This is a genomic window from Nocardia aegles, from assembly GCF_052545135.1.
The window spans coordinates 445802-463861 of record NZ_JBQWRI010000001.1 but is presented as its reverse complement, the minus strand read 5'-3'; the positions used below and the strand labels follow the sequence as shown (position 1 = coordinate 463861).

Annotated in this window: 16 protein-coding genes; 4 read left to right on the top strand and 12 right to left on the bottom strand. The window is 67.6% G+C overall.

Translation table 11 applies throughout. The annotated features are described in order from the left end of the window. Nucleotides 1-219 precede the first annotated feature (219 nt). A complete protein-coding gene (locus ACT89H_RS02240; RefSeq protein WP_445106772.1) occupies nucleotides 220-1281 on the top strand; it encodes an alpha/beta hydrolase in 1062 nt (353 codons plus the stop codon). On the opposite strand, the gene ACT89H_RS02235 is transcribed toward ACT89H_RS02240, so the two are convergent. The 7 genes from ACT89H_RS02235 to ACT89H_RS02205 all read right to left on the bottom strand — a co-directional run bounded on the left by ACT89H_RS02235 (nucleotide 1261) and on the right by ACT89H_RS02205 (nucleotide 7602). After that, nucleotides 1261-1824, bottom strand: a complete 564-nt coding sequence (locus ACT89H_RS02235) for an alpha/beta hydrolase (protein ID WP_445106771.1) — start codon at nucleotides 1822-1824, stop codon at nucleotides 1261-1263. The two genes, ACT89H_RS02240 and ACT89H_RS02235, sit on opposite strands and share 21 nt — an antisense overlap. A gap of 57 nt (nucleotides 1825-1881) precedes the next feature. Then, nucleotides 1882-2274 carry a type II toxin-antitoxin system VapC family toxin gene (locus tag ACT89H_RS02230; protein WP_445106770.1) on the bottom strand — a complete coding sequence of 131 codons (393 nt, stop codon included), beginning with the start codon at nucleotides 2272-2274 and terminating at the stop codon, nucleotides 1882-1884. Then, nucleotides 2271-2558, bottom strand: a complete 288-nt coding sequence (locus tag ACT89H_RS02225) for an AbrB/MazE/SpoVT family DNA-binding domain-containing protein (RefSeq protein WP_445106769.1) — start codon at nucleotides 2556-2558, stop codon at nucleotides 2271-2273. Before ACT89H_RS02225 ends, ACT89H_RS02230 begins: the two co-directional genes overlap by 4 nt. An 85-nt stretch (nucleotides 2559-2643) precedes the next feature. Next, on the bottom strand, nucleotides 2644-4182 hold the full coding sequence (locus ACT89H_RS02220; RefSeq protein WP_445106768.1) for a cobyric acid synthase: 1539 nt from the start codon (nucleotides 4180-4182) through the stop codon (nucleotides 2644-2646). A 37-nt stretch (nucleotides 4183-4219) separates the two neighbouring features. Further along, on the bottom strand, nucleotides 4220-5083 hold the full coding sequence (map, locus tag ACT89H_RS02215) for a type I methionyl aminopeptidase (RefSeq protein ID WP_445106767.1): 864 nt from the start codon (nucleotides 5081-5083) through the stop codon (nucleotides 4220-4222). 676 nt (nucleotides 5084-5759) lie between these two features. After that, entirely contained in the window at nucleotides 5760-6281 is a 522-nt protein-coding gene (locus tag ACT89H_RS02210) for a DUF4254 domain-containing protein (protein WP_445106766.1), read from the bottom strand. 508 nt (nucleotides 6282-6789) lie between these two features. After that, nucleotides 6790-7602 carry an amidohydrolase family protein gene (locus ACT89H_RS02205; protein WP_445106765.1) on the bottom strand — a complete coding sequence of 271 codons (813 nt, stop codon included), beginning with the start codon at nucleotides 7600-7602 and terminating at the stop codon, nucleotides 6790-6792. A 282-nt stretch (nucleotides 7603-7884) separates the two neighbouring features. Here ACT89H_RS02205 and ACT89H_RS02200 point away from each other — a divergent pair, with 282 nt between their 5' ends. Next, a complete protein-coding gene (locus ACT89H_RS02200; RefSeq protein ID WP_445106764.1) occupies nucleotides 7885-11316 on the top strand; it encodes a protein kinase domain-containing protein in 3432 nt (1143 codons plus the stop codon). A 53-nt stretch (nucleotides 11317-11369) separates the two neighbouring features. Here ACT89H_RS02200 and ACT89H_RS02195 read toward each other — a convergent pair whose 3' ends face one another. The 3 genes from ACT89H_RS02195 to ACT89H_RS02185 all read right to left on the bottom strand — a co-directional run bounded on the left by ACT89H_RS02195 (nucleotide 11370) and on the right by ACT89H_RS02185 (nucleotide 14858). Then, entirely contained in the window at nucleotides 11370-12656 is a 1287-nt protein-coding gene (locus ACT89H_RS02195; RefSeq protein WP_445106763.1) for a diguanylate cyclase domain-containing protein, read from the bottom strand. 115 nt (nucleotides 12657-12771) lie between these two features. Beyond that, complete coding sequence (locus tag ACT89H_RS02190; RefSeq protein WP_445106762.1) at nucleotides 12772-13878, bottom strand: terpene synthase family protein; 1107 nt, start codon at nucleotides 13876-13878, stop codon at nucleotides 12772-12774. A 308-nt stretch (nucleotides 13879-14186) separates the two neighbouring features. Next, nucleotides 14187-14858 (bottom strand): PAS and ANTAR domain-containing protein, encoded by a 672-nt coding sequence (locus ACT89H_RS02185; protein ID WP_445107332.1) that lies wholly within the window; start codon nucleotides 14856-14858, stop codon nucleotides 14187-14189. Nucleotides 14859-15426: 568 nt separating this feature from the next. Here ACT89H_RS02185 and ACT89H_RS02180 point away from each other — a divergent pair. Further along, complete coding sequence (locus tag ACT89H_RS02180) at nucleotides 15427-16296, top strand: helix-turn-helix domain-containing protein (protein WP_445106761.1); 870 nt, start codon at nucleotides 15427-15429, stop codon at nucleotides 16294-16296. A 170-nt stretch (nucleotides 16297-16466) separates the two neighbouring features. Continuing rightward, the gene (locus ACT89H_RS02175; RefSeq protein ID WP_445106760.1) at nucleotides 16467-16961 is read left to right on the top strand and encodes a hypothetical protein; all 495 of its coding nucleotides are present in this window, start codon (nucleotides 16467-16469) and stop codon (nucleotides 16959-16961) included. Between the two features lie 3 nt (nucleotides 16962-16964). Here ACT89H_RS02175 and ACT89H_RS02170 read toward each other — a convergent pair whose 3' ends face one another. Together ACT89H_RS02170 and ACT89H_RS02165 are read right to left on the bottom strand one after the other, a co-directional pair. Further along, nucleotides 16965-17408, bottom strand: a complete 444-nt coding sequence (locus tag ACT89H_RS02170; RefSeq protein WP_445106759.1) for a DUF4254 domain-containing protein — start codon at nucleotides 17406-17408, stop codon at nucleotides 16965-16967. A 149-nt stretch (nucleotides 17409-17557) separates the two neighbouring features. Beyond that, complete coding sequence (locus tag ACT89H_RS02165; protein ID WP_445106758.1) at nucleotides 17558-18025, bottom strand: hypothetical protein; 468 nt, start codon at nucleotides 18023-18025, stop codon at nucleotides 17558-17560. Nucleotides 18026-18060 lie beyond the last annotated feature (35 nt).

Genomic DNA, 18060 nt, shown 5'->3' with positions numbered 1-18060 from the left:
CGGTGTTGTTGCTCGGTTCCGGCGTCCGCCGGTCCCGAACGGCATGGCGGGAGTCAGGTTACCCGCCGTTCACCTATGCACAATTGTGCACCTCACCACGCCGCCGGCCCGCAGCGCACCTGCTGAATGTGCGGAATGCGACAGAGATGATCGTCACTTCGTCGGCGGGGCGACGGCCGCGGCCTGTCCGCGTTCGACGCGGTCCAATAGATTGGTCGCGTGACGAACGAACAGTCGCTTGCCGAGCCGGTCGGCACCTCTCCGGATGGCGAAGGCTGGCGCCCCGACGTCCTGGGTCCGCACTATCAGCAGCGCACGCTGCCCCTCGGTCCCGATCCCGACGGCGAGGGCGAGGTGGTCGCCACGCTGGTGCGCTACGGGCCCTCCGGCGCCGTCGAGCAGACCGCGGGTGCGGTGCTCTACGTCCACGGCTTCACCGACTACTTCTTCCAGGAACATCTCGCCGAGCACTTCGCCGCGCGCGGATTCCAGTTCTATGCGCTCGACCTGCGCAAATGCGGACGATCGCTGCGCGGGGGACAGACTCCGCACTATGTGACGGATCTCGCTTTCTACGACCGGGAGCTGGAGGAGGCGCTGCGGATCATCCGGGCCGAGACCGGCGCTCCCGTCGTGCTCAACGCCCATTCCACCGGTGGCCTGGTCGTGTCGCTGTGGCTGGATCGGCTCAACCGCGACCGGGGAACGGCCGCCGCGGGCATCACCGGCGTCGTGCTCAACAGCCCGTGGTTCGACCTGCAGGGTCCCGCCTACTACCGGAGCATCGGAACGCCGATCATCAAGGCGGTCGGACGGTTCCGGAAAATGGTCCAGCTGCCCGGCGGCAAGGTCAGCACCTACGGCGACAGCCTGCACCACTCGGTGTCGGGCGCGTGGGATTACAACCTGGACTGGAAACCGCTGCACGGCTTTCCGGTCCGGCTCGGCTGGCTGCGCGCCATCCGCAACGGCCACGCCCGGCTGCACCAGGGCCTCGACATCGGGGTGCCCTCCCTGATCCTGCGTTCCCGGATGACCACATTCGCCAGGCAGTACGGCCCCGCCGTGGACGTGGCCGACGCGGTGCTCGACGTCAGGCAGATCCAGCGCTGGTCGGGCTGCCTGGGCGACCGCACCAACATGGTGCCGATCGACGGCGCCAAGCACGACGTGTTCCTGTCCGGTCCGCAACCGCTGGCCGAGGCGTTCCGCGAGCTCGACAGCTGGCTCGACTGGCTCGCGGGCTACCAGGCCGCGAAGTCACCAGAGGCTGGTACGTAACACGATCTCGGTGGCCAGCTCGTGGTCGGCTTCGGTGGCCACGTCGGTGACATCGACCTCGACGACCCGGAATTCGCCGTAGACGAACCGGCCCGAGGCATCGGCCACCGAGCGCGGCAGAGTCTTCGTCACCAGCAGTGTGGTCGGGACCTCGACCGGGCCGGTGGCCGCGTCCGCGACCGCTCCGTCGGCGCCGGGCGTCGCCGGATGGCCGCGATCGGCCACGACCAGGCTCTGGAAGCGGCCGAAACCGCGTGCGCATGCCTGCCAGGCCAGCACGGCGCCCGCGCCGCACCCGGCCAGGTTCACCCACGGCAGCCCCAGTTCGTCGAGGATCGTGGTCACACCGGCCGGGTCGAGGCCCTCGATCGACTCCACCGCGAAGGTGCGCAGATCCGAGTTGTGCAAGCGGGCGCACACCTGGTCGAAGACGTCCACAGGCTCGCCCGCGTCGGGTAGCAGCAGCACACTGTGCCGGGATTCCGGCCCGTCGATCCGCACGGTACACGCGCGGTCACCCACCGTGATCTGCCGAGATTCCATGCCGATTCACGGTACACGGCTCGCCGCGCCCGTGGCGGCGGGTCGGGGGTTGCGGAATCAGGCGAGCAGGCGCATGCCGGCGCGCTCACCTGCGTTGTGATCGAAGGTGACCGTCAGCTCACACCCGGCCTCCTGGCCGAGCTGCTGGATCAGCGCGTCGGCGAAGTCCGCGCCGTCGGCGGCCCGGCGCAGCGCCTGGCGCACGGTGTCGGCGCGTTCGACCACGATCTCGCTGGAGTCGAGCAGTCCGAGCAGCACGTCGGTGACCGCTTCGGGGTCCTGTTGGTAGCCGCGGCGCAACACCCAGTGGATCTCGGCGAGCACGATCATCGTGACGTAGCCGGGTTTGCTCTCGCTGAGCCCGTCGATCACCTGGTTGGCTCGGGCGGACTGCTCCGGGTCGTCCTGGGTGAGGTAGCGGATCAGCACGTTCGCGTCCAGGCCGATCATCGCGCTTTGCCTTCCACCACGTTGCCCGCGATGGCCTCGTTCATCTCGGGGAGACCGATCGGCGAGCCGGACCAGCCGACGATGCCCTTCAGCGACTTGATCGTGCGCGTTTCGGGCACCAGTTCGTAGGTGCCGTTGGGAGTGGGGACGAAGGCGACCCGCACTCCGGCGCGCAATCCCATCGCCACACGCACATCGATCGGGATGGTGATCTGTCCCTTACTGGTCACCGTCGCCGACACCACATTGCCCCCTCGGCTGTTGGGTCTCTTCTCCGCCGCCATCGTCCTCACCCGACCACACTCGGTCGGCCCAGCCTTACCTGGAGCCGAATTCCTTACTGCAAGGTAAGGCGCGAGGTGGCCCCCGTCAACCGATACGGTCGCTCGCGAGCACCACGTCGGTGGCCAGGATCGGCAGACCGGCGGGCGCACCGTCGTCGAGCAGGCGCTCGAGCGCGGCGAGGTCGAGGTGGTCTTCGATCAGATCGGCCAGCAGATCCAGTTGCGCGGCACGCACCGTCGCCACCGAAACATCCTCGGCCACAACGAACCCCGACCGTCCGGCCGCAGCGGCGACCGCGCGGAGCCACTCGCGGCGGAATTCGTCGGACTCCAGCAAACCGTGCAGGTGGGTGCCCCACACCGCGCCGCGGACGCTGCCCTCCGGCCCGCCGTCGACGGTGAGCCATGCCGGGTCGCCGCCGTGCGTGACACGGCCGTGATGGATCTCGTAGCCGCGCACGGCCACTCCCCCGGCGTGTCCCGCGCTTCGGCGCAGCACCTTCGACTCGGCGAAATCAACGGTCAGGTCGAGTAGCCCGAGCCCGTCCACCGCACCGGCGCCGGACTCGACGCGGTCGAGAATGTGGGTGCCCAGCATCTGATAACCGCCGCACACACCCAGGATCGGGCCGCCCGCGGCGGCGCGCGCCACCAGCGCGTCGGCGATGCCGGTACTCCGCAGCCACCGCAGATCCGACACCGTCGCCTTACTGCCGGGCAGCACCACCAGATCGGCGTCCGCCAGCCGGGACGCCTCGGTCACCCAGCGCACCGCCACGCCGGGTTCACAAGCCAGCGCCTCGACATCGGTCGAGTTGGAGATGCGCGGCAGCCGGATCGCGGCGACGGTCAGCCATTCGTCGCCCCTCGGCGGGCGGGGGCGGCCGACCGGCGCGTCGGCGAGGGTGCCCAGCGAGTCCTCCGCATCGATCCAAAGCTCCTCGGCATACGGCAGCACGCCGAGGGTGGGGCGGCCGGTGAGTTCGGTGAGACGCTCCAGTCCGGGCCGCAGCAGCTCCACCGCGCCGCGGAACTTGTTGACGATGAAACCCGAGATCAATTGCTGGTCTTCGGGTTCGAGAATGGCGACGGTGCCGAACAGGTGGGCGAGCACGCCACCGCGATCGATGTCCCCGACCAGCAGCACCGGGAGCGCCGCGGCGCGCGCGAGACCCATGTTCGCCAGATCCGTCGCGCGCAGGTTGATCTCGGCGGGCGATCCGGCGCCCTCGCAGACGACCACGTCGAATTCGGCGCGCAGCGCGGCGAGTTCCGCGGTCACCACGGCACGCAGATCCTGCCGATGCCGGAAGTAGTCCTCCGCGCCGACCGTGCCGACCGCCTTGCCCCGCACCACCAACTGGGAACGGCGGTCGCTGCCGGGCTTGAGCAGGACGGGATTGAACCGCACGCTCGGCTCCAGCCCGCACGCCTGGGCCTGCAACGCCTGCGCCCGCCCGATCTCCCCGCCGTCGAGCGTGACCACGGAATTGTTGGACATGTTCTGCGCCTTGAACGGCGCGACCCGCACGCCACGCCGCGCCAGCATCCGGCAGATACCGGCCACGACGACGCTCTTCCCCGCGTCCGAGGTCGTCCCCGCGACCAGCAGTGCGCCCTTCATCTCACGCCGGTCTTCCGGCGCACAGCCGATCCGCCGGTCACGGGAGGGTCAGGATCTCGGCCCCGGATTCGGTGACGACCAAAGTGTGCTCGAACTGCGCGGTCCACTTGCGATCCTTGGTCACCACGGTCCAGCCGTCCTCCCAGATCTCGTAGTCGATGCCGCCGAGGTTGATCATCGGCTCGATGGTGAACGTCATGCCCGGTTCGATGATGGTCTCCACCGCCGGCTGGTCGTAGTGCAGCACGACCAATCCGCTGTGGAAGGTCGGGCCGACGCCGTGGCCGGTGAAGTCGCGGACGACGCCGTAGCCGAAACGGTTGGCGTAGGACTCGATGACCCGGCCGATCACATTCAGCGCCCGGCCCGGCCGCACCGCTTTGATCGCCCGCATGGTGGCCTCCTCGGTCCGCTCGACCAGCAGGCGCACCTCCTCGTCGACGTCACCGGCGAGGAAGGTCTTGTTGGTGTCGCCGTGTACGCCGTCGATGTAGGCGGTGACGTCGATGTTGACGATGTCACCGTCCTCGATCACGGTGGAGTCCGGGATGCCGTGGCAGATGACCTCGTTCAGCGAGGTGCAGCACGACTTCGGGAAACCCTTGTAACCGAGGGTCGACGGGTAGGCCCCGTGGTCGCACATGTACTCGTGCGCGATGCGGTCCAGCTCGTCGGTGGTGACGCCGGGCGTGACCGCCTTGCCCGCCTCCGCGAGCGCCTGCGCGGCGATCTTGCCCGCGATGCGCATCTTCTCGATCGTCTCGGCGGTCTGCACCCACGGCTCGCGCCCCTCGTCGGCGGTCTTCTTCCACGCGTATTCCGGCCGCTCGATGGTGCGGGGGACTTCGCGGGTGGGCGACAGCGTTCCGGGGACGAGGGGCTTGCGGGCGCGGACAGACATAGCGAACAGCGTAATCGGCCGATCGCGCCGATGCCGAGGGCCAGCGGGAACTGCGTCGGACCACGGTCCGGTTCCCCTGGTGGGGACGAGCCGCACAGATGAACCGGGTTGACAGCGCAGGGTGGGCGTAGGCGACACAGTCGAGCAATTCGGCCACTCGCATTCATGGTGCGCATAAGCCGATCGGTCGACCGGAGGCCCTCTTCGGGTGGGCGTGCGTATTGCCGCTGAATCAACTCCTGACCGCACCGCGACAAATCGAAACGGCGTCGTCGCCCGAAATCCGTTTCGACCGGTCGAGGAAAGACCGCACGGCCGAGTCGGAGGTTCGAAGAGAATGGCTCCTAGCGAGGCGGACGCGCGCCACTCGGCGTGGACGCCAGGCACTCATAGCGGCTCTGCGTGCCGCGCTCATCTCCAGCGTCGTGTCGGCATCGGCTGCCGTGCACGTGCCGATCACGAACCTCCTCGCGAGTGCGTACCGCCTTCCTGACGCAGGTCGGGTTGTCGCCCGGATCTCGATCCGCGCACGAATGACGTCGAGTGCGGAAATATACGCCCGCCTCGATCCGGAAACTTTCGTGATCGCGGGACTCGCACCGGGACGTCGCCATTCGGACGAGTGACGCTGCGGGGCAGTGTCACTATCGCGGACGAGACCACCTTCGCGGCGAACTCATTGTTCGGGCAAACGGCGGCGACCACCGGCGACTTCGGTTACCAGGTCCGTGTACCCGTCGACGAGTTCGGCCAGCTGATACCAATGTTTATGGGTATTGTCGCTGCGCCCGCCCTCGGTGTGAATGATCTGATTGGCATCCACCCAGCTACGCGCCATCCGGTCCACCACGGCACCCAGGCTTTCGGTGTGCAGCGAGGACCCGTTGCGATGTTGCGGAATCTCCTGCGCGACCCACTCATTGATGTCGTCGACCAGTTCGCTGCGACGACAGTCGATTTCGGCGATAAGCGCGGCGTCCACAACCTGCGCGCGGCGCTGATGTAACTCGGCGAGTGCGTGTGCCGACCGCAGCAGTTCCCGGTCTTGGAAACGCCGTCCCTGGAATGCACACAACAATTGCGGCGCGGTCGGTATGGCGCCGACCGTGGGCGCGCTCACCGCTGCACTCCGAGTTGACCCGACCCCAACGCTCTTTGTACCAACATAATTGGCTCTCGATTCGGTTATCCCGGCCATCGGATGGGTTGTCACAACTAGGCTAGCTGGATCATGCACGTACAGATGCAAGAACGCAAGATTGCGTCCGCATTTTTGCGGTCAAGGGCTCCTTACGGCACGCGGCCGCCCAGAGCAGACCGGTCGCAACCTTTTTCGGCTCGCTGGTCGTGTGCTCGCCGCACCGATCGACGGCGATGAGCACCCGCGTCCGTTCCCGGCTTCCGGTCATTTTTCCATCCCGTCACCAGCTATGGGCACGGATTCGCCCACCACGGTGGACTTTCGGTTGCCGACAGTGTGCTACCGATCTTCCCGATACGAAGATCCCTCATCGAAAGCACCGCGCTCGCACAGCGATACCGAAGCGTCGCACCGATTCTCAGCCACTCGTCGCTACGCGGCCCATCCCGCCGCCGGCACCGTCCGCAGGACGGCCACGCCGACCACGATGCACGCCGGGGAATCCTATGGCCCGAGCCGCGGAACATCGCGTAAGACCCGTCCGACACGCCGCCGCGCGCGCCGGTCAGGCCAGCCCGAAGACCCGTCGGGCATTGCCGCCCAGATACAGCTCGCGAGTCTCGTCATCGAGACCGAGGGCGGCGAGGCCGTCGAGCGCGTGCTGCGGGAAGATCATCGGATAATTCGTGCCGAACAGCACCTTGCGGCGACCGCTGCCGGACTTCAGATAGGACACCAGTTCGGCGGGAAGGCGTTTCGTCGTGTACGCCGAGGTATCGATGACGACGTTCGCATGCTTGCGCGCTACCGCGATCATCTCCTCGGTCCACGGATAGCCGATGTGCCCGCACACGATCGTCAACTCCGGGAAGTCGAGCGCGACCTGATCGATGTACGGGATGGGTCGCCCGGTCTCCGACGGGCGCAGCGGTCCCGTGTGCCCCACTTGCGTGCAGAACGGGATCCCCAACTCGACGCACGCCGCGAACAGCGGATAGAAGCGCCGATCGGTCGGCGGTACTTCCCATAGCCACGGGAGCACCCGCAGCCCCTTGAATCCCTGGTCCACGCGCCGGCGCAATTCCCGCACCGCATCCATCGGCCTGCGCAGATCCACGGACGCGACAGGAAGCAGGCGCTCCGGCTCCTCGGCCGCCCAGGCCGCGACCTCGTCGTTGGAGATGAGGACACCTTCCGGCGCGTGCCACGCGGAGATGAGCGCTCGGTCGACGCCCGCGGCGTCCATCGCGTCGAGCGTGAACGACAGCGGGATCTCGTCGGCCGGGATCACGGCTCCGGTCCACCGCCGCAACGAAGCGAACATGTCGTGCGCGAGAAATCGCCGGGTCGGATGTTGCGCCCAGACGTCGATGGTCATGCGCGGATTTTGACATACGTCCCGGCGACTCGGAACCCCTGCTATGACGTCGCTATCGGAACGTTCCGCGGCAACGAATATTGCGGGACAGCGACTTCCAGCACGCGCCCGATACAGTTTGCCGAATCAGGGAACAGCAGCCGATGCGACCACCGTGATCACCCCAGTAACACCTCCCCACCTCACTGTATATATCAAACTTGATAACAAATCGTTGCGTTCGCTGGGCATAAACTGGGTATCGAGACGCAGGACCACAGACATCCGACACAGAGCAGGGCCATGGCAGGTTCGGACCCGTTCGCCACACCGCACGATCGACCTCCAGGTATCGAGCGGGAACTGGAGGGCGTGGGTCTCGACGACCCCGAAGTGATCGGCAAAGGCGGATTCGGTGTCGTCTTCCGCTGTCGGCAGCGGGCATTGAACCGCAGCGTCGCGGTCAAAGTCCTCACCGCGCCGCCGGATCCGGAACCGGAGCACGTCGAACGATTCCTGCGCGAACAGCAGGCCATGGGCGCGCTGTCCGGGCACCCGAACATCGTGCCGATCCTGCAAGTGGGCACCACCCGCAGCGGACGCCCCTACCTCGTGATGCCGTATCACTCGCACGGCTCGCTGGAGAGCCGTATCCGCCGGGAGGGTTTTCTGCCGTTACCCGAGGCGATCGGGATCACCATCAAGCTGGCGGGCGCGTTGGAGACCGCGCACCGGGCCGGAATCCTGCACCGCGACGTCAAACCGGGGAATGTCCTGCTCACCGACTACGGCGAGCCGCAACTGACCGATTTCGGGATCGCCCGTGTCGAAGGCGGTTTCGAGACCACCACGGCAACGGTGACCGGCTCGCCCGGGTTCACCGCACCGGAGGTACTGCGCTCCGGCGTTCCGTCGGTCGCCTCGGACGTCTACGGGCTCGGCGCGACGCTGTTCGCCATGATCACCGGGCACGCGGCGTACGAGCGCCGTTCCGGCGAGCAGCTCGTCGCGCAGTTCCTGCGTATCTCCGCCGACCCGCTGCCGGACCTGCGGCCAGCGGGCATCCCCGATGAGGTCGCGGCCGCCATCGAGGCCGGCATGGCGCGCGATCCTGCGGATCGTCCACCCTCGGCCGCCGCGTTCGGCGAGATGTTGCGCAACATCCCGCGCGCCAACCATGAGCCGGTCGAGCAGATGACCGTGCCCACCGCCGATCAGCCGGCACCCGAGGAGTTCAGCACGCGGCCGCTGACCGCCACCGCGCGTTTTCCCACCCCGCACCCCGAGACGCCGCCGACAGCCGAGACCACGTTCCGACCGGCGACGTCCACCTGGCCGCTGGTCCGGCGCGAGCGTCTGATCGACGCGTTGCAGACCGAACCGCCGCCCCGCCTCGCCGTCATCCATGCGCCGGCGGGGTTCGGCAAGAGCACGCTGGCGGCGCAGTGGGCCGAGCGCGTGGCCGACACCGAGAAAGTGGCGGTGGCCTGGTTGAACGTCGACCGCGACGATAACAACGTGGTCTGGTTGCTGACCGACCTGATCGAGGCGTTCAACCGTGTGCGCCCCGCGCTGACGCCCGGCCTGGCCCCGGTTCTCGAAGAGGGCGACGTCGCCGCCGCCCGCTACGTGCTCACCACGCTGATCAACGCCATCGACGAACGCGGCGAGCGGTTCGCGCTGGTGATCGACGATTGGGACCGGATCGACGACCCCGCCGCCGCCGATGCCCTGCTCTACCTGATCGACCAGGGTCCGCGGCACCTGCAGATCGTCATCACCTGCCGATCGCTGGAGGGCCTGCCGCTCGACACCCTGCGTGTTCGACACCACATCGTCGACATCGACACCGCCGCATTGCGCTTCGACACCGACGAGGCACGGCACTTCGTCACCGAGCAGACCGGTGTCGCCCTCGCCGACACCGAGAGCGCCGAATTGCGCGACTACACCGAGGGCTGGGCGGCGGCCTTACAGCTGGCCTCGCTGTCGCTGCGCGAGCACCCCGATCCCGCCTCGCTGATCGCCGACCTGTCCGGACACCATCACGGCATCGCGGAGTACCTGGCCGATAACGTGCTCGCCACCGTCGAGCCCGCACTGCGCGAGGTCCTGCTCGCGACCTCCCTTCCCGACCGGATCTCCGGCAGCCTCGCCACGACGCTGACCGGGATGCCCGACGGGCAGTCCCTGCTCGAGAATCTCGAACGCCGCAACCTGTTCCTGCACCGCGTCGACGAGAGCGGAGAATGGTTCCGCTACCACCATCTCTTCGCGGAGTTCCTGCGCCGGCTACTCGACCGCGACCATCGCGAGCGAGTTCCCGAACTGCATTGCAAGGCGGCCGCGTGGTTCGGCGACCACGGGATGCTCGGCGAGGCCATCGAGCACGCACTGGCCGCCGACAACAGCGACCTGGCCGCCGACCTCCTCGCGGCGAAATCCCGCGCCCTGGTGCAGGGCGGACAGCTCGCCACCTTCCTGGGACTGCTCGCCGAACTCCCGCCCGCCGTCGCCGCCGCCCGCCCGGCGCTCCAGATCGGTGCCGCCTGGACGCACACGCTGCTGCGGCGGCCCACCGAAATGCATGTCGCGTTACGGCTGGTGCGGGCCGCACTGGACAACGACCCGGCCCCCGATCCGAATGTCGCGCTCGAAGCCGACCTCATCGAGAGCGTGCAGCGCGCCTTCGACGACCACCCGGACGGCCTGGACGCGGTCGTCGGCAAATGCCTGGGCCGAGCCGACACGTTGGCACCGTGGGCGCTGTGCGCGGCCGCCAGCCTCGGGGCGTTCTCCGCGATCAGCAAGTTCGACTACGAGCGGGCACGGGAGTGGAACGACTGGGCCAGTCCCTTCTATCGGAAGAACCACAGCACGTTCACCTTGATGTACAGCCACTGCCTGGTCGGCATCGCGGCCAGGGAGCAGCTCGATATCGCCACGGCGGAACACAGCTTCCGGACCGCGGTCGAGATATCCACCACCTCGGCGGGCCCGCGGTCGTATGCCGCTCGCCTGGCCGGCGTTCTGCTCGGCGAGCTGCTCTACGAACGCGACGAACTCGCCGCCGCCGAGCACCTGCTCGATGAAGCGGGCAGGCTCGGCACCGAGGGCGGCCCGGTGGACTTGCTGATGGCCAACTACGCCACCGGCGCGCGGATCAAAGCCCTGCGCGGCGACCTGGCCGCCGCCGCGCGACGGCTGGAGGAAGGCGCCGAGGTGGCGCGGGCCCTCGAGCTGCCGCGCCTGGCCGCCCGCGTGACCAACGAGCAGGTCCGGCTCGGCCTGCAGGCCACCTATGTCACCGAACCACCGGCCGGCGAAGGCGGTATCGCCACGATGGCCGCGGAGATGCGCGAGGACTCCGCGATCCGCATGCTGCTGCGTTCGGGAGCCGCTAAACGAGCTGCTGCCGCCGCCGCGCGCGCCGGACAGCTGCGGGATTCCATCGACGCCGATCGACGACCGCGTGCCGCGGCGCAGGCCGCGCTGCTGCTCGCATCCTGCCTCGCGGCATCGGGGAAGACAGCCGCGGCGAAGGACGAGTTGGCCCCGGTCGTGGTCCGATACGCCGATGCCGGTCTCATCCGGCCACTGCTCGACGAGGGCCCCTGGATCATGTCGCTGCTGCACAGCTCGAGCTACGACCTGCGCGAAGGCCGCTGGGACGAGGAACGACGGATGATCCCGCCCGCGATCCTGCATCGATTGCTGACCGGCCGGGAATCCTGAGCTGCTCGGTGTCCGGAGTCACGCCGCGGGCACCGGATCGCTCCCGCGGCGCACTACACCGGTTGCGGACCGAGTGAGGTGTCGGTGTCCAGAATGTGCAACACCCACCGGCCCTTACCATCGGCCTTCGCCCGGTAGAGGCCGGTGTCGGCGGCATCGAGCAGCGATTCGGCGTCGGCGCCCGTCACCGGGGTGACCACCGCGCCGATACTGATCGACATGCGTAGCCGCCGGTCACCGGCCGTGATCGGGTCGACAAGCGCCTCCAGCAGGCTGTTGGCCACAGTGGCCACCCGGTGGTCGCTGGCGGGGGGCGGGATCAGCGCGACGAATTCGTCCCCGCCGATGCGGGCGACCAGACACCCGGAGCCACGCACACTGTCCTGTAGGCGTCCGGCCACCGCGGTCAATATCTGGTCACCGGTACCGTGACCGTAGCGATCGTTGATGTGTTTGAAGCGGTCGATGTCGACGAAACACAATCCCGCCCGATCTCCGTTGCGCGCGTCGGCGATCATCGCGTCGATCCGTTCGATCAGATGCCGCCGGTTCGGCAATCCGGTGAGCGGATCGTGCCGGGCCTGCCGATGCAGTTCCTCGCGCATCCGGTGCTGTTCGGTGACGTCCTCGCCGACCGCGAGCAGGTAATCGCCCTGCCCCTCCGCGCCCTTGACGAAGGTGATGGCGAACGACGCCCACCCGTAACTGTCGTCGGCGCGCCGGATGCGCTGCTCCAGTTTCACCGTGCCCGCGCCGGCCGGGACCAATTTCTCGTACACCAGTGTGCGAATACCCTCGCGGTCGTTGGGGTGTGCGAAGTCGTAGACCGACACCCCGCGCAAGCTCTCCACCGGGACCCCGATCATCTCGGCCAAACCCCGGTTGACGTCCAGCAACGTGCCGTCGGTGTCACCGAGGGCGATCGCGATCGCCGCGTTGTCGAACACCACCCGGAACCGCGCGTCGTCGGATCGGTGCGCGGCGCTCGCCGCTTCCTCCTCGGTGCGCCGCTGCGCTTCGTATCCTTGACCGACCTCGGCGAGCAGCGCCGCGAGCCGCCGCCCCGGCTCCGGGGCCGCTACCTGTTCTACCAGCCCGTACAGCACGTGGGCGGACGTACTGGGCACGGCCGGGCCGACCAGCCCCGCGGAGACCAGCGCCGCGCCCACGCGCCTGCCGACGCTCGCGTCGAAGGGCTCGGCGGCCAAGCCGGCAACCAGCTCCTCGACCATCCCGAGCAGCACGCCCTCGGGGTCCGGCACAGACGCGGACCCACCGGCAACGGCCTGCAGAGCGCGCCACCACAAGTTCGCCATCCTGGCGAGTTCGATCTGTTCCACCGCAACCCCCTCACCATTCAGGCCGGAGATAGCCCCCGACGCATCGTATCCACACATGTTCGACACCGTCGAGTACTGCCGCCTGGAGCATTCCCAGGAATGGTGAGGGTAGGGTTTACCGCGACCCGTTCTCCCGGAATATCGACGCCCCTTTGTACCGCAGCGTCGTCACCTGCCAGACCCAGGTCGCCTGGACGCAGGCGATCAGATCGGAGAGGTGGGTCGCGACGGTGGCCGCCAAGTCCGCGTCCGCCAGGCGGTCGCATCGTGCGGTGGCCACCGCGCACAGTTCCCGGAACTCGGCCAGGCGCGCGCGCACGATCTCGGCGGCGGCCTGTACGGCGTCGGCCAGCGACCACCCGGGGTGGTTCAGCAGCACCGCCGGGATCAAGTTGAAATCCGCCAGATCGACGATGCATTCCTTCTCGAACGAGAACACGTCGTTCATCAGCGCGCCGATCTCGACGGTCAGCACCCGCAGCCGGAGCAGATCGCCGGCCAGTCCGGACCGCCGGATCCGCTCCCAGGGCAGGTAGTCGTCCCGGCCGAACTCGCACAGCGCGATCGCCGGATACATGCCCGACACCTGGGACCGCAGGTCGATGTACTCCGCGACGCCGAGCAACCCGCCGCGCGCCCTGGCGTTCTGATCCTGAATCGCGGGCCGCAGGTGCTCGATGGTGGATTCGACGAACCGGTCGAGCCAGTCCGCGTCCGCGCGTGCGGACAGCATCGTGAGGAACGCCGAGGTCGAGGTCTCCAATGGGGTGGCGTCCTCCGGCGCCGACCGGGTACGCAGCAGCACACACAGCCGGTCGATCGCCACCCGCGCCTGTCGCTGTTCGGCGTCACCGAGGTGCCCGAACTTCTCCCGGCCCACGGTGTCGTTGAGCCAGAACAGGATCGCGTTGTACAGACCGATGATCGTCATCCGTTCGGCGCTGACGGCGCCCGGGTGCAGGTAGGGCGTCATGCTGTTGTAGTGCGGCCCCGCGGGTTCGAGCCAGATGCCGTGTTCGCGGCAGAAACGTTCCACCTCCGCACAGGCTTGCTCCCCGAACCGGTTGGGCCGGAAGTCGCGGCAGTAATCGACGATGTCCCAGTCGGGTGTGCCGAACATCGCGCGCAACGACCACTGCCGCCCGGTCCGCAGCAACATCTCGTGTTGCGCACGCATGTCGAGGATTTCCCGCTCGAGTGCCGATGTGTACTCACTGACCACAACGACTCCCTCCCACTATTGTTACTTCCCCTGGATTGTCTCCGAATCATCGGCAGTGGGGTCGGCCGAAGGACGAAGATCACGCCACACTCGCGCGTCGACAACATTGGCGCACTGGGGGTTTGACGCTGACACCACGGCAAACGGGGAGTTCGGGCCCGTGCGCGGCGCCACGACGCGCGATCGCCGATGGCGCATGGAGGCAAGCGGCCGGTTCAGGACGCGGCAGGGTGATCCGGCACCGACATCGCCGGACGCGCGACCTGCCCACGCGACCGCCTATCGGGTATCGGTCACCGGTGCGGCACTCACTTCGACGGCGGGACGTCGTGCATGGTCAGCAGCAGATGGTCGAAGCGGGCGCGTTGCGCCGCAGGCCCGCCGCCCATCGCGGGGACCTCGCCCACCAGTTGTTGCGCCAGCATCCGCAGCTTGATATTGGTTTCCTGAGAGCGCCATTGCAGCACCCGGAACGCCTGTTCGGCATTGATGCCGTAGACGACCATGAGCACGCCTTTGGCCTGCTCGATCACCGCCCGCGATTCCACCAGTTCGGGCAGCGTGTCGTCGAGGATCTCCTGCCGGTTCTCCTCGAGCGTGCCGGACACGTCGATGACATAGCCCGCGGTGCCGACCACCAGCTGCCGGTCGTCGAGCATGCGATCGGCGACGACGATGACGTGATGGGTGCGCCCGGCGGTGTCGATGACGCGGTGGCGTCCGCAGAACGGCTCACCGGTTCGCACGGCGGTGGCGACGGATTCGGCGACGAAAGCACGATCGTCGGGATGCTTGTGCGCCAGCAACAACTCCGTGCTGGGTAGCGCGCTCCCCGGGGCGTAGCCGTAGATCGCGGCTACTTCCTCCGACCATTCCCATCGCTCATCCTCGAACCAGAAGCGGAAGCTACCCACGCTCTGCGGCGTGCCCGCGATGACGCTCTCGATCGCGGAGGCGCTTCTCAGCGCGAGGTCGTCCATCCTCGTCACGCGGTCATTATCCATCGGCGCTCCGCGGCTACGGACGGGAACACGAGATGAAACCAAATCGTGGCAAACTCTTGGCATACACAAGAAACCGCCTACTACCTTGGCACTATGCATTGATTGCATATTTATAAATATTTTGGCAATTAATCCGCAATGGGCGTGCTACTCGGCGAACAGCGCTATTGCCGACGACCTCGGAGGCTGAATCCGCGCCGGGCGAGCGACGCCGCCCGGGCGCGGCAGCCGCACCGGACGACGGCCGGCGTCATCCCGGCTACGGCGTTCCCGCCGCGTGACGTTCCCGCCGCCCGGAACGCGACGCCGCGCAGTTCGGCGAGTCTCCACCGGCCCGCGCAATCGAGCAGTCGGTCCGCTTCACCCCGCGATTTCGCTCACCGGCCGTAAAGGCACCCGAAAACACTGACCATGACGTGTATCACAGGAGGTAGTCTCTGTTGCTGTGCCCACATCGGGCACAGATCCGCTGCGCGCAGGCCGCACTCGAGGGTGAACGTCACAACACGTTCCGGCACGTGCGCACACCGAAGGGGTTGAACTGATGGCAGGCAAGCGCACGGTACTGACCGTCCGGTTGCGGCGGCTGGCGGCCATGCTGCACGAGATGCGCGAGAACGCCCAGCTCAGCAAGGAAGAAGTCAGCGCGAAGACCGGGATCAACGTCACCACGCTGTATCGGATCGAGACCGCACAGGCGCGGCCGCAGCGGCGCACTCTGATGGCGATGCTCGATCTCTACCGCATCGGCGAGGAGCAGCGCCGGGACGCACTGGAGTTGCTGTCCGACGCGCTGAAGCCGGGCATGTCACGCGCCTACGAGGGCAGTGTGTCGGAGGTCTACGCCGCATACATCAACTTCGAGTCCGAGGCGTTGTCCGCCCGCCACTATCAGACCTCTTTCGTTCCGGGCCTTTTGCAGACCTACGAGTACGCCACCGCCGTGATCGACACTTCGATGCCGAAGTTGGAGGCGTCGGTCATGGAGAGCAGGGCGAAGGCGAGGATGGATCGCGCCGTCAACCTGACCAGGGACGACCCGCTCGAACTCTGGGTCGTCCTGGACGAGTCCGCCATCCGCCGTACCGTCGGCGGCCCCGCGGTGATGCGCGGGCAGCTCGAGCGACTGCTGCAAGAACTCAAGCGTAAGAACGTGATCCTGCAGATCCTGCCGTTCGACGCGGGTGCGCACCCCGGCATGGCGGGCTCGTTCACCTTGCTCGACTTTCCCGACCCCGCTGATCCCGAGCTGGTATACGTCGAGGGCATCGCGGGTGACGAGCTGATCGAGGGCCACACCGAGATCCGGCGTTTCGGCGTGATCTTCGATCAGCTGCGCGCCATGGCGCTGAGTCCGCGCGACTCCGCGGCCATGATCGAGGCGGCCGCGCGCCGGATCGACCAAGCGGAATAGGGCCCGCACCTCGTCGCACCGCGAATCCGACATCCGATGCCGGGCACAACCGTTGGACAACAGGTCCCTGCGGAGTGACCGTCCCGTTGCCTTGCTGCCGATCACCTGTTGTCGGAATGCCCGGATTCCGCGGATGACTAGTCGCCGACCGATAGGTAAGGTGGGCGCCGATGACCAGCATGGAAGCCCGTTTCGGGGATGCCACCCGGACCGTGCCCCTCCCGAACCCGTGGAATCTGACCGCTTATCTGGCCGCGGTGGCCGCACATCGCGGACGCTCGATCAGCCTGCACCCGGTGCCCAAGGCGATGTTGGCCGACACGGGCTGCGGCGGAGGCGGCTTGTGGGTGGCACGCAAGCACGACGACATCATCGTCTACGACGCCGCGGCGACCGGCCGCAACGCCGATCACGTCATCCTGCACGAGGTCGGCCACATGCTCTTGGGTCACCACAAAGACCAGGAGCGCGGCGATCCGTTACCGCCCTCGTTGGCCGTCGTCCTGCCCTCGATTTCGCCGCGCTCGATCGAACACGTGCTCGGCCGTGCCGATTTCGGCGCCGATCGCGAGCGGGAAGCCGAAGTCTTCGCCGACATGACCATGGTGTACGCGACCCTGCCCCGCCGACGCCGCCGCTCGTTCCGGCTGTTCGGGCGGAACTGACAGCTACCAGCGGTCGTAGCGGCCCTCGGGTAGTCGTCTCGCTCCGGCACGCAGGTCGTCGACGAGATTCTGGTAGCCGTCGGCCAATTCGTCGATCCGGACCCACGCGTCGTAGAAGACCGATTCCGGCGCGTGTGCCAGCGCCACGAACGCCTGAGCGGCCAGCACGGCCAGGCGGTCCACGATGTGGCCCACGGTCTCGGTGTGTTCGGGCGCGGCGGGCGGCGGGATCGGCGTCGCCAAGGTGACCCAGCGGTCGATGCCGCGCACGAGTTGCGCTCGGCGCCGATCGAGCTTGTCGCACCGGCTCGCGGGAGTGCGTTCGCGGGTCTGATGCAGTTGCGCCAGTTCTCCGGCGGCCTCCAGCATCGGATGATCCATGTGCGGCAAGCCCCGGAAGGCGGCCAACAGGAGTTCTTTCCCCGGAATCACCCTCACCTCGGACACCTGTTCCATTTTCCGAACCCCCAATCCGACCAGGGTGGACGCGTTTCGGTCGCGTCCTCGATGCCTTGCTTCGCCGGTGTCCCGGCACTGCCCGAACATCCACATATGCCCAGCGTGACCGAGAGTGGCCTGGACCGCGTCGAATTCGGTCACTTCCGCGCACGCGACACGCCCATTGACCGATTCATCCGGTCCCGCACCGCCTCTGAAGGTATGGCAAACATCCAGTGACATTGCGTTTTTCGATGCTCGACTGATCTCTGCTGGGAATATTGCCAGACGATACGACACGCCAGCCACGTTCCGGCGAGACTGGCAAACATCCCGACCGGCGGCAGCGATCGACGGCACGAGCGCGACGAGGTCGATCCACGCGGCGCCGCGGTAGGCCCACGCCGATCGACCGCCAGCACGACACCGTCCGCCCGCCGCAACATGCTGTCCGGCCGGAGGTCGGTGTGCAGCAGGGTGTCTCCTACCGTCGCCGTCGGCCCCACGGCTTCCAGCTCGGCTGATTTCGTCAGGTGACGAATGGGCCAGCCATCCGAGTCCGCCGCAGGCGCCTCCATCACGAAGGTTCGCCGGCCCGTCCATGCCGGTCCGTAGGCTTCCGCCACGTCGGCACATCAGCCGGCGGGCTCGGAGCGGTATC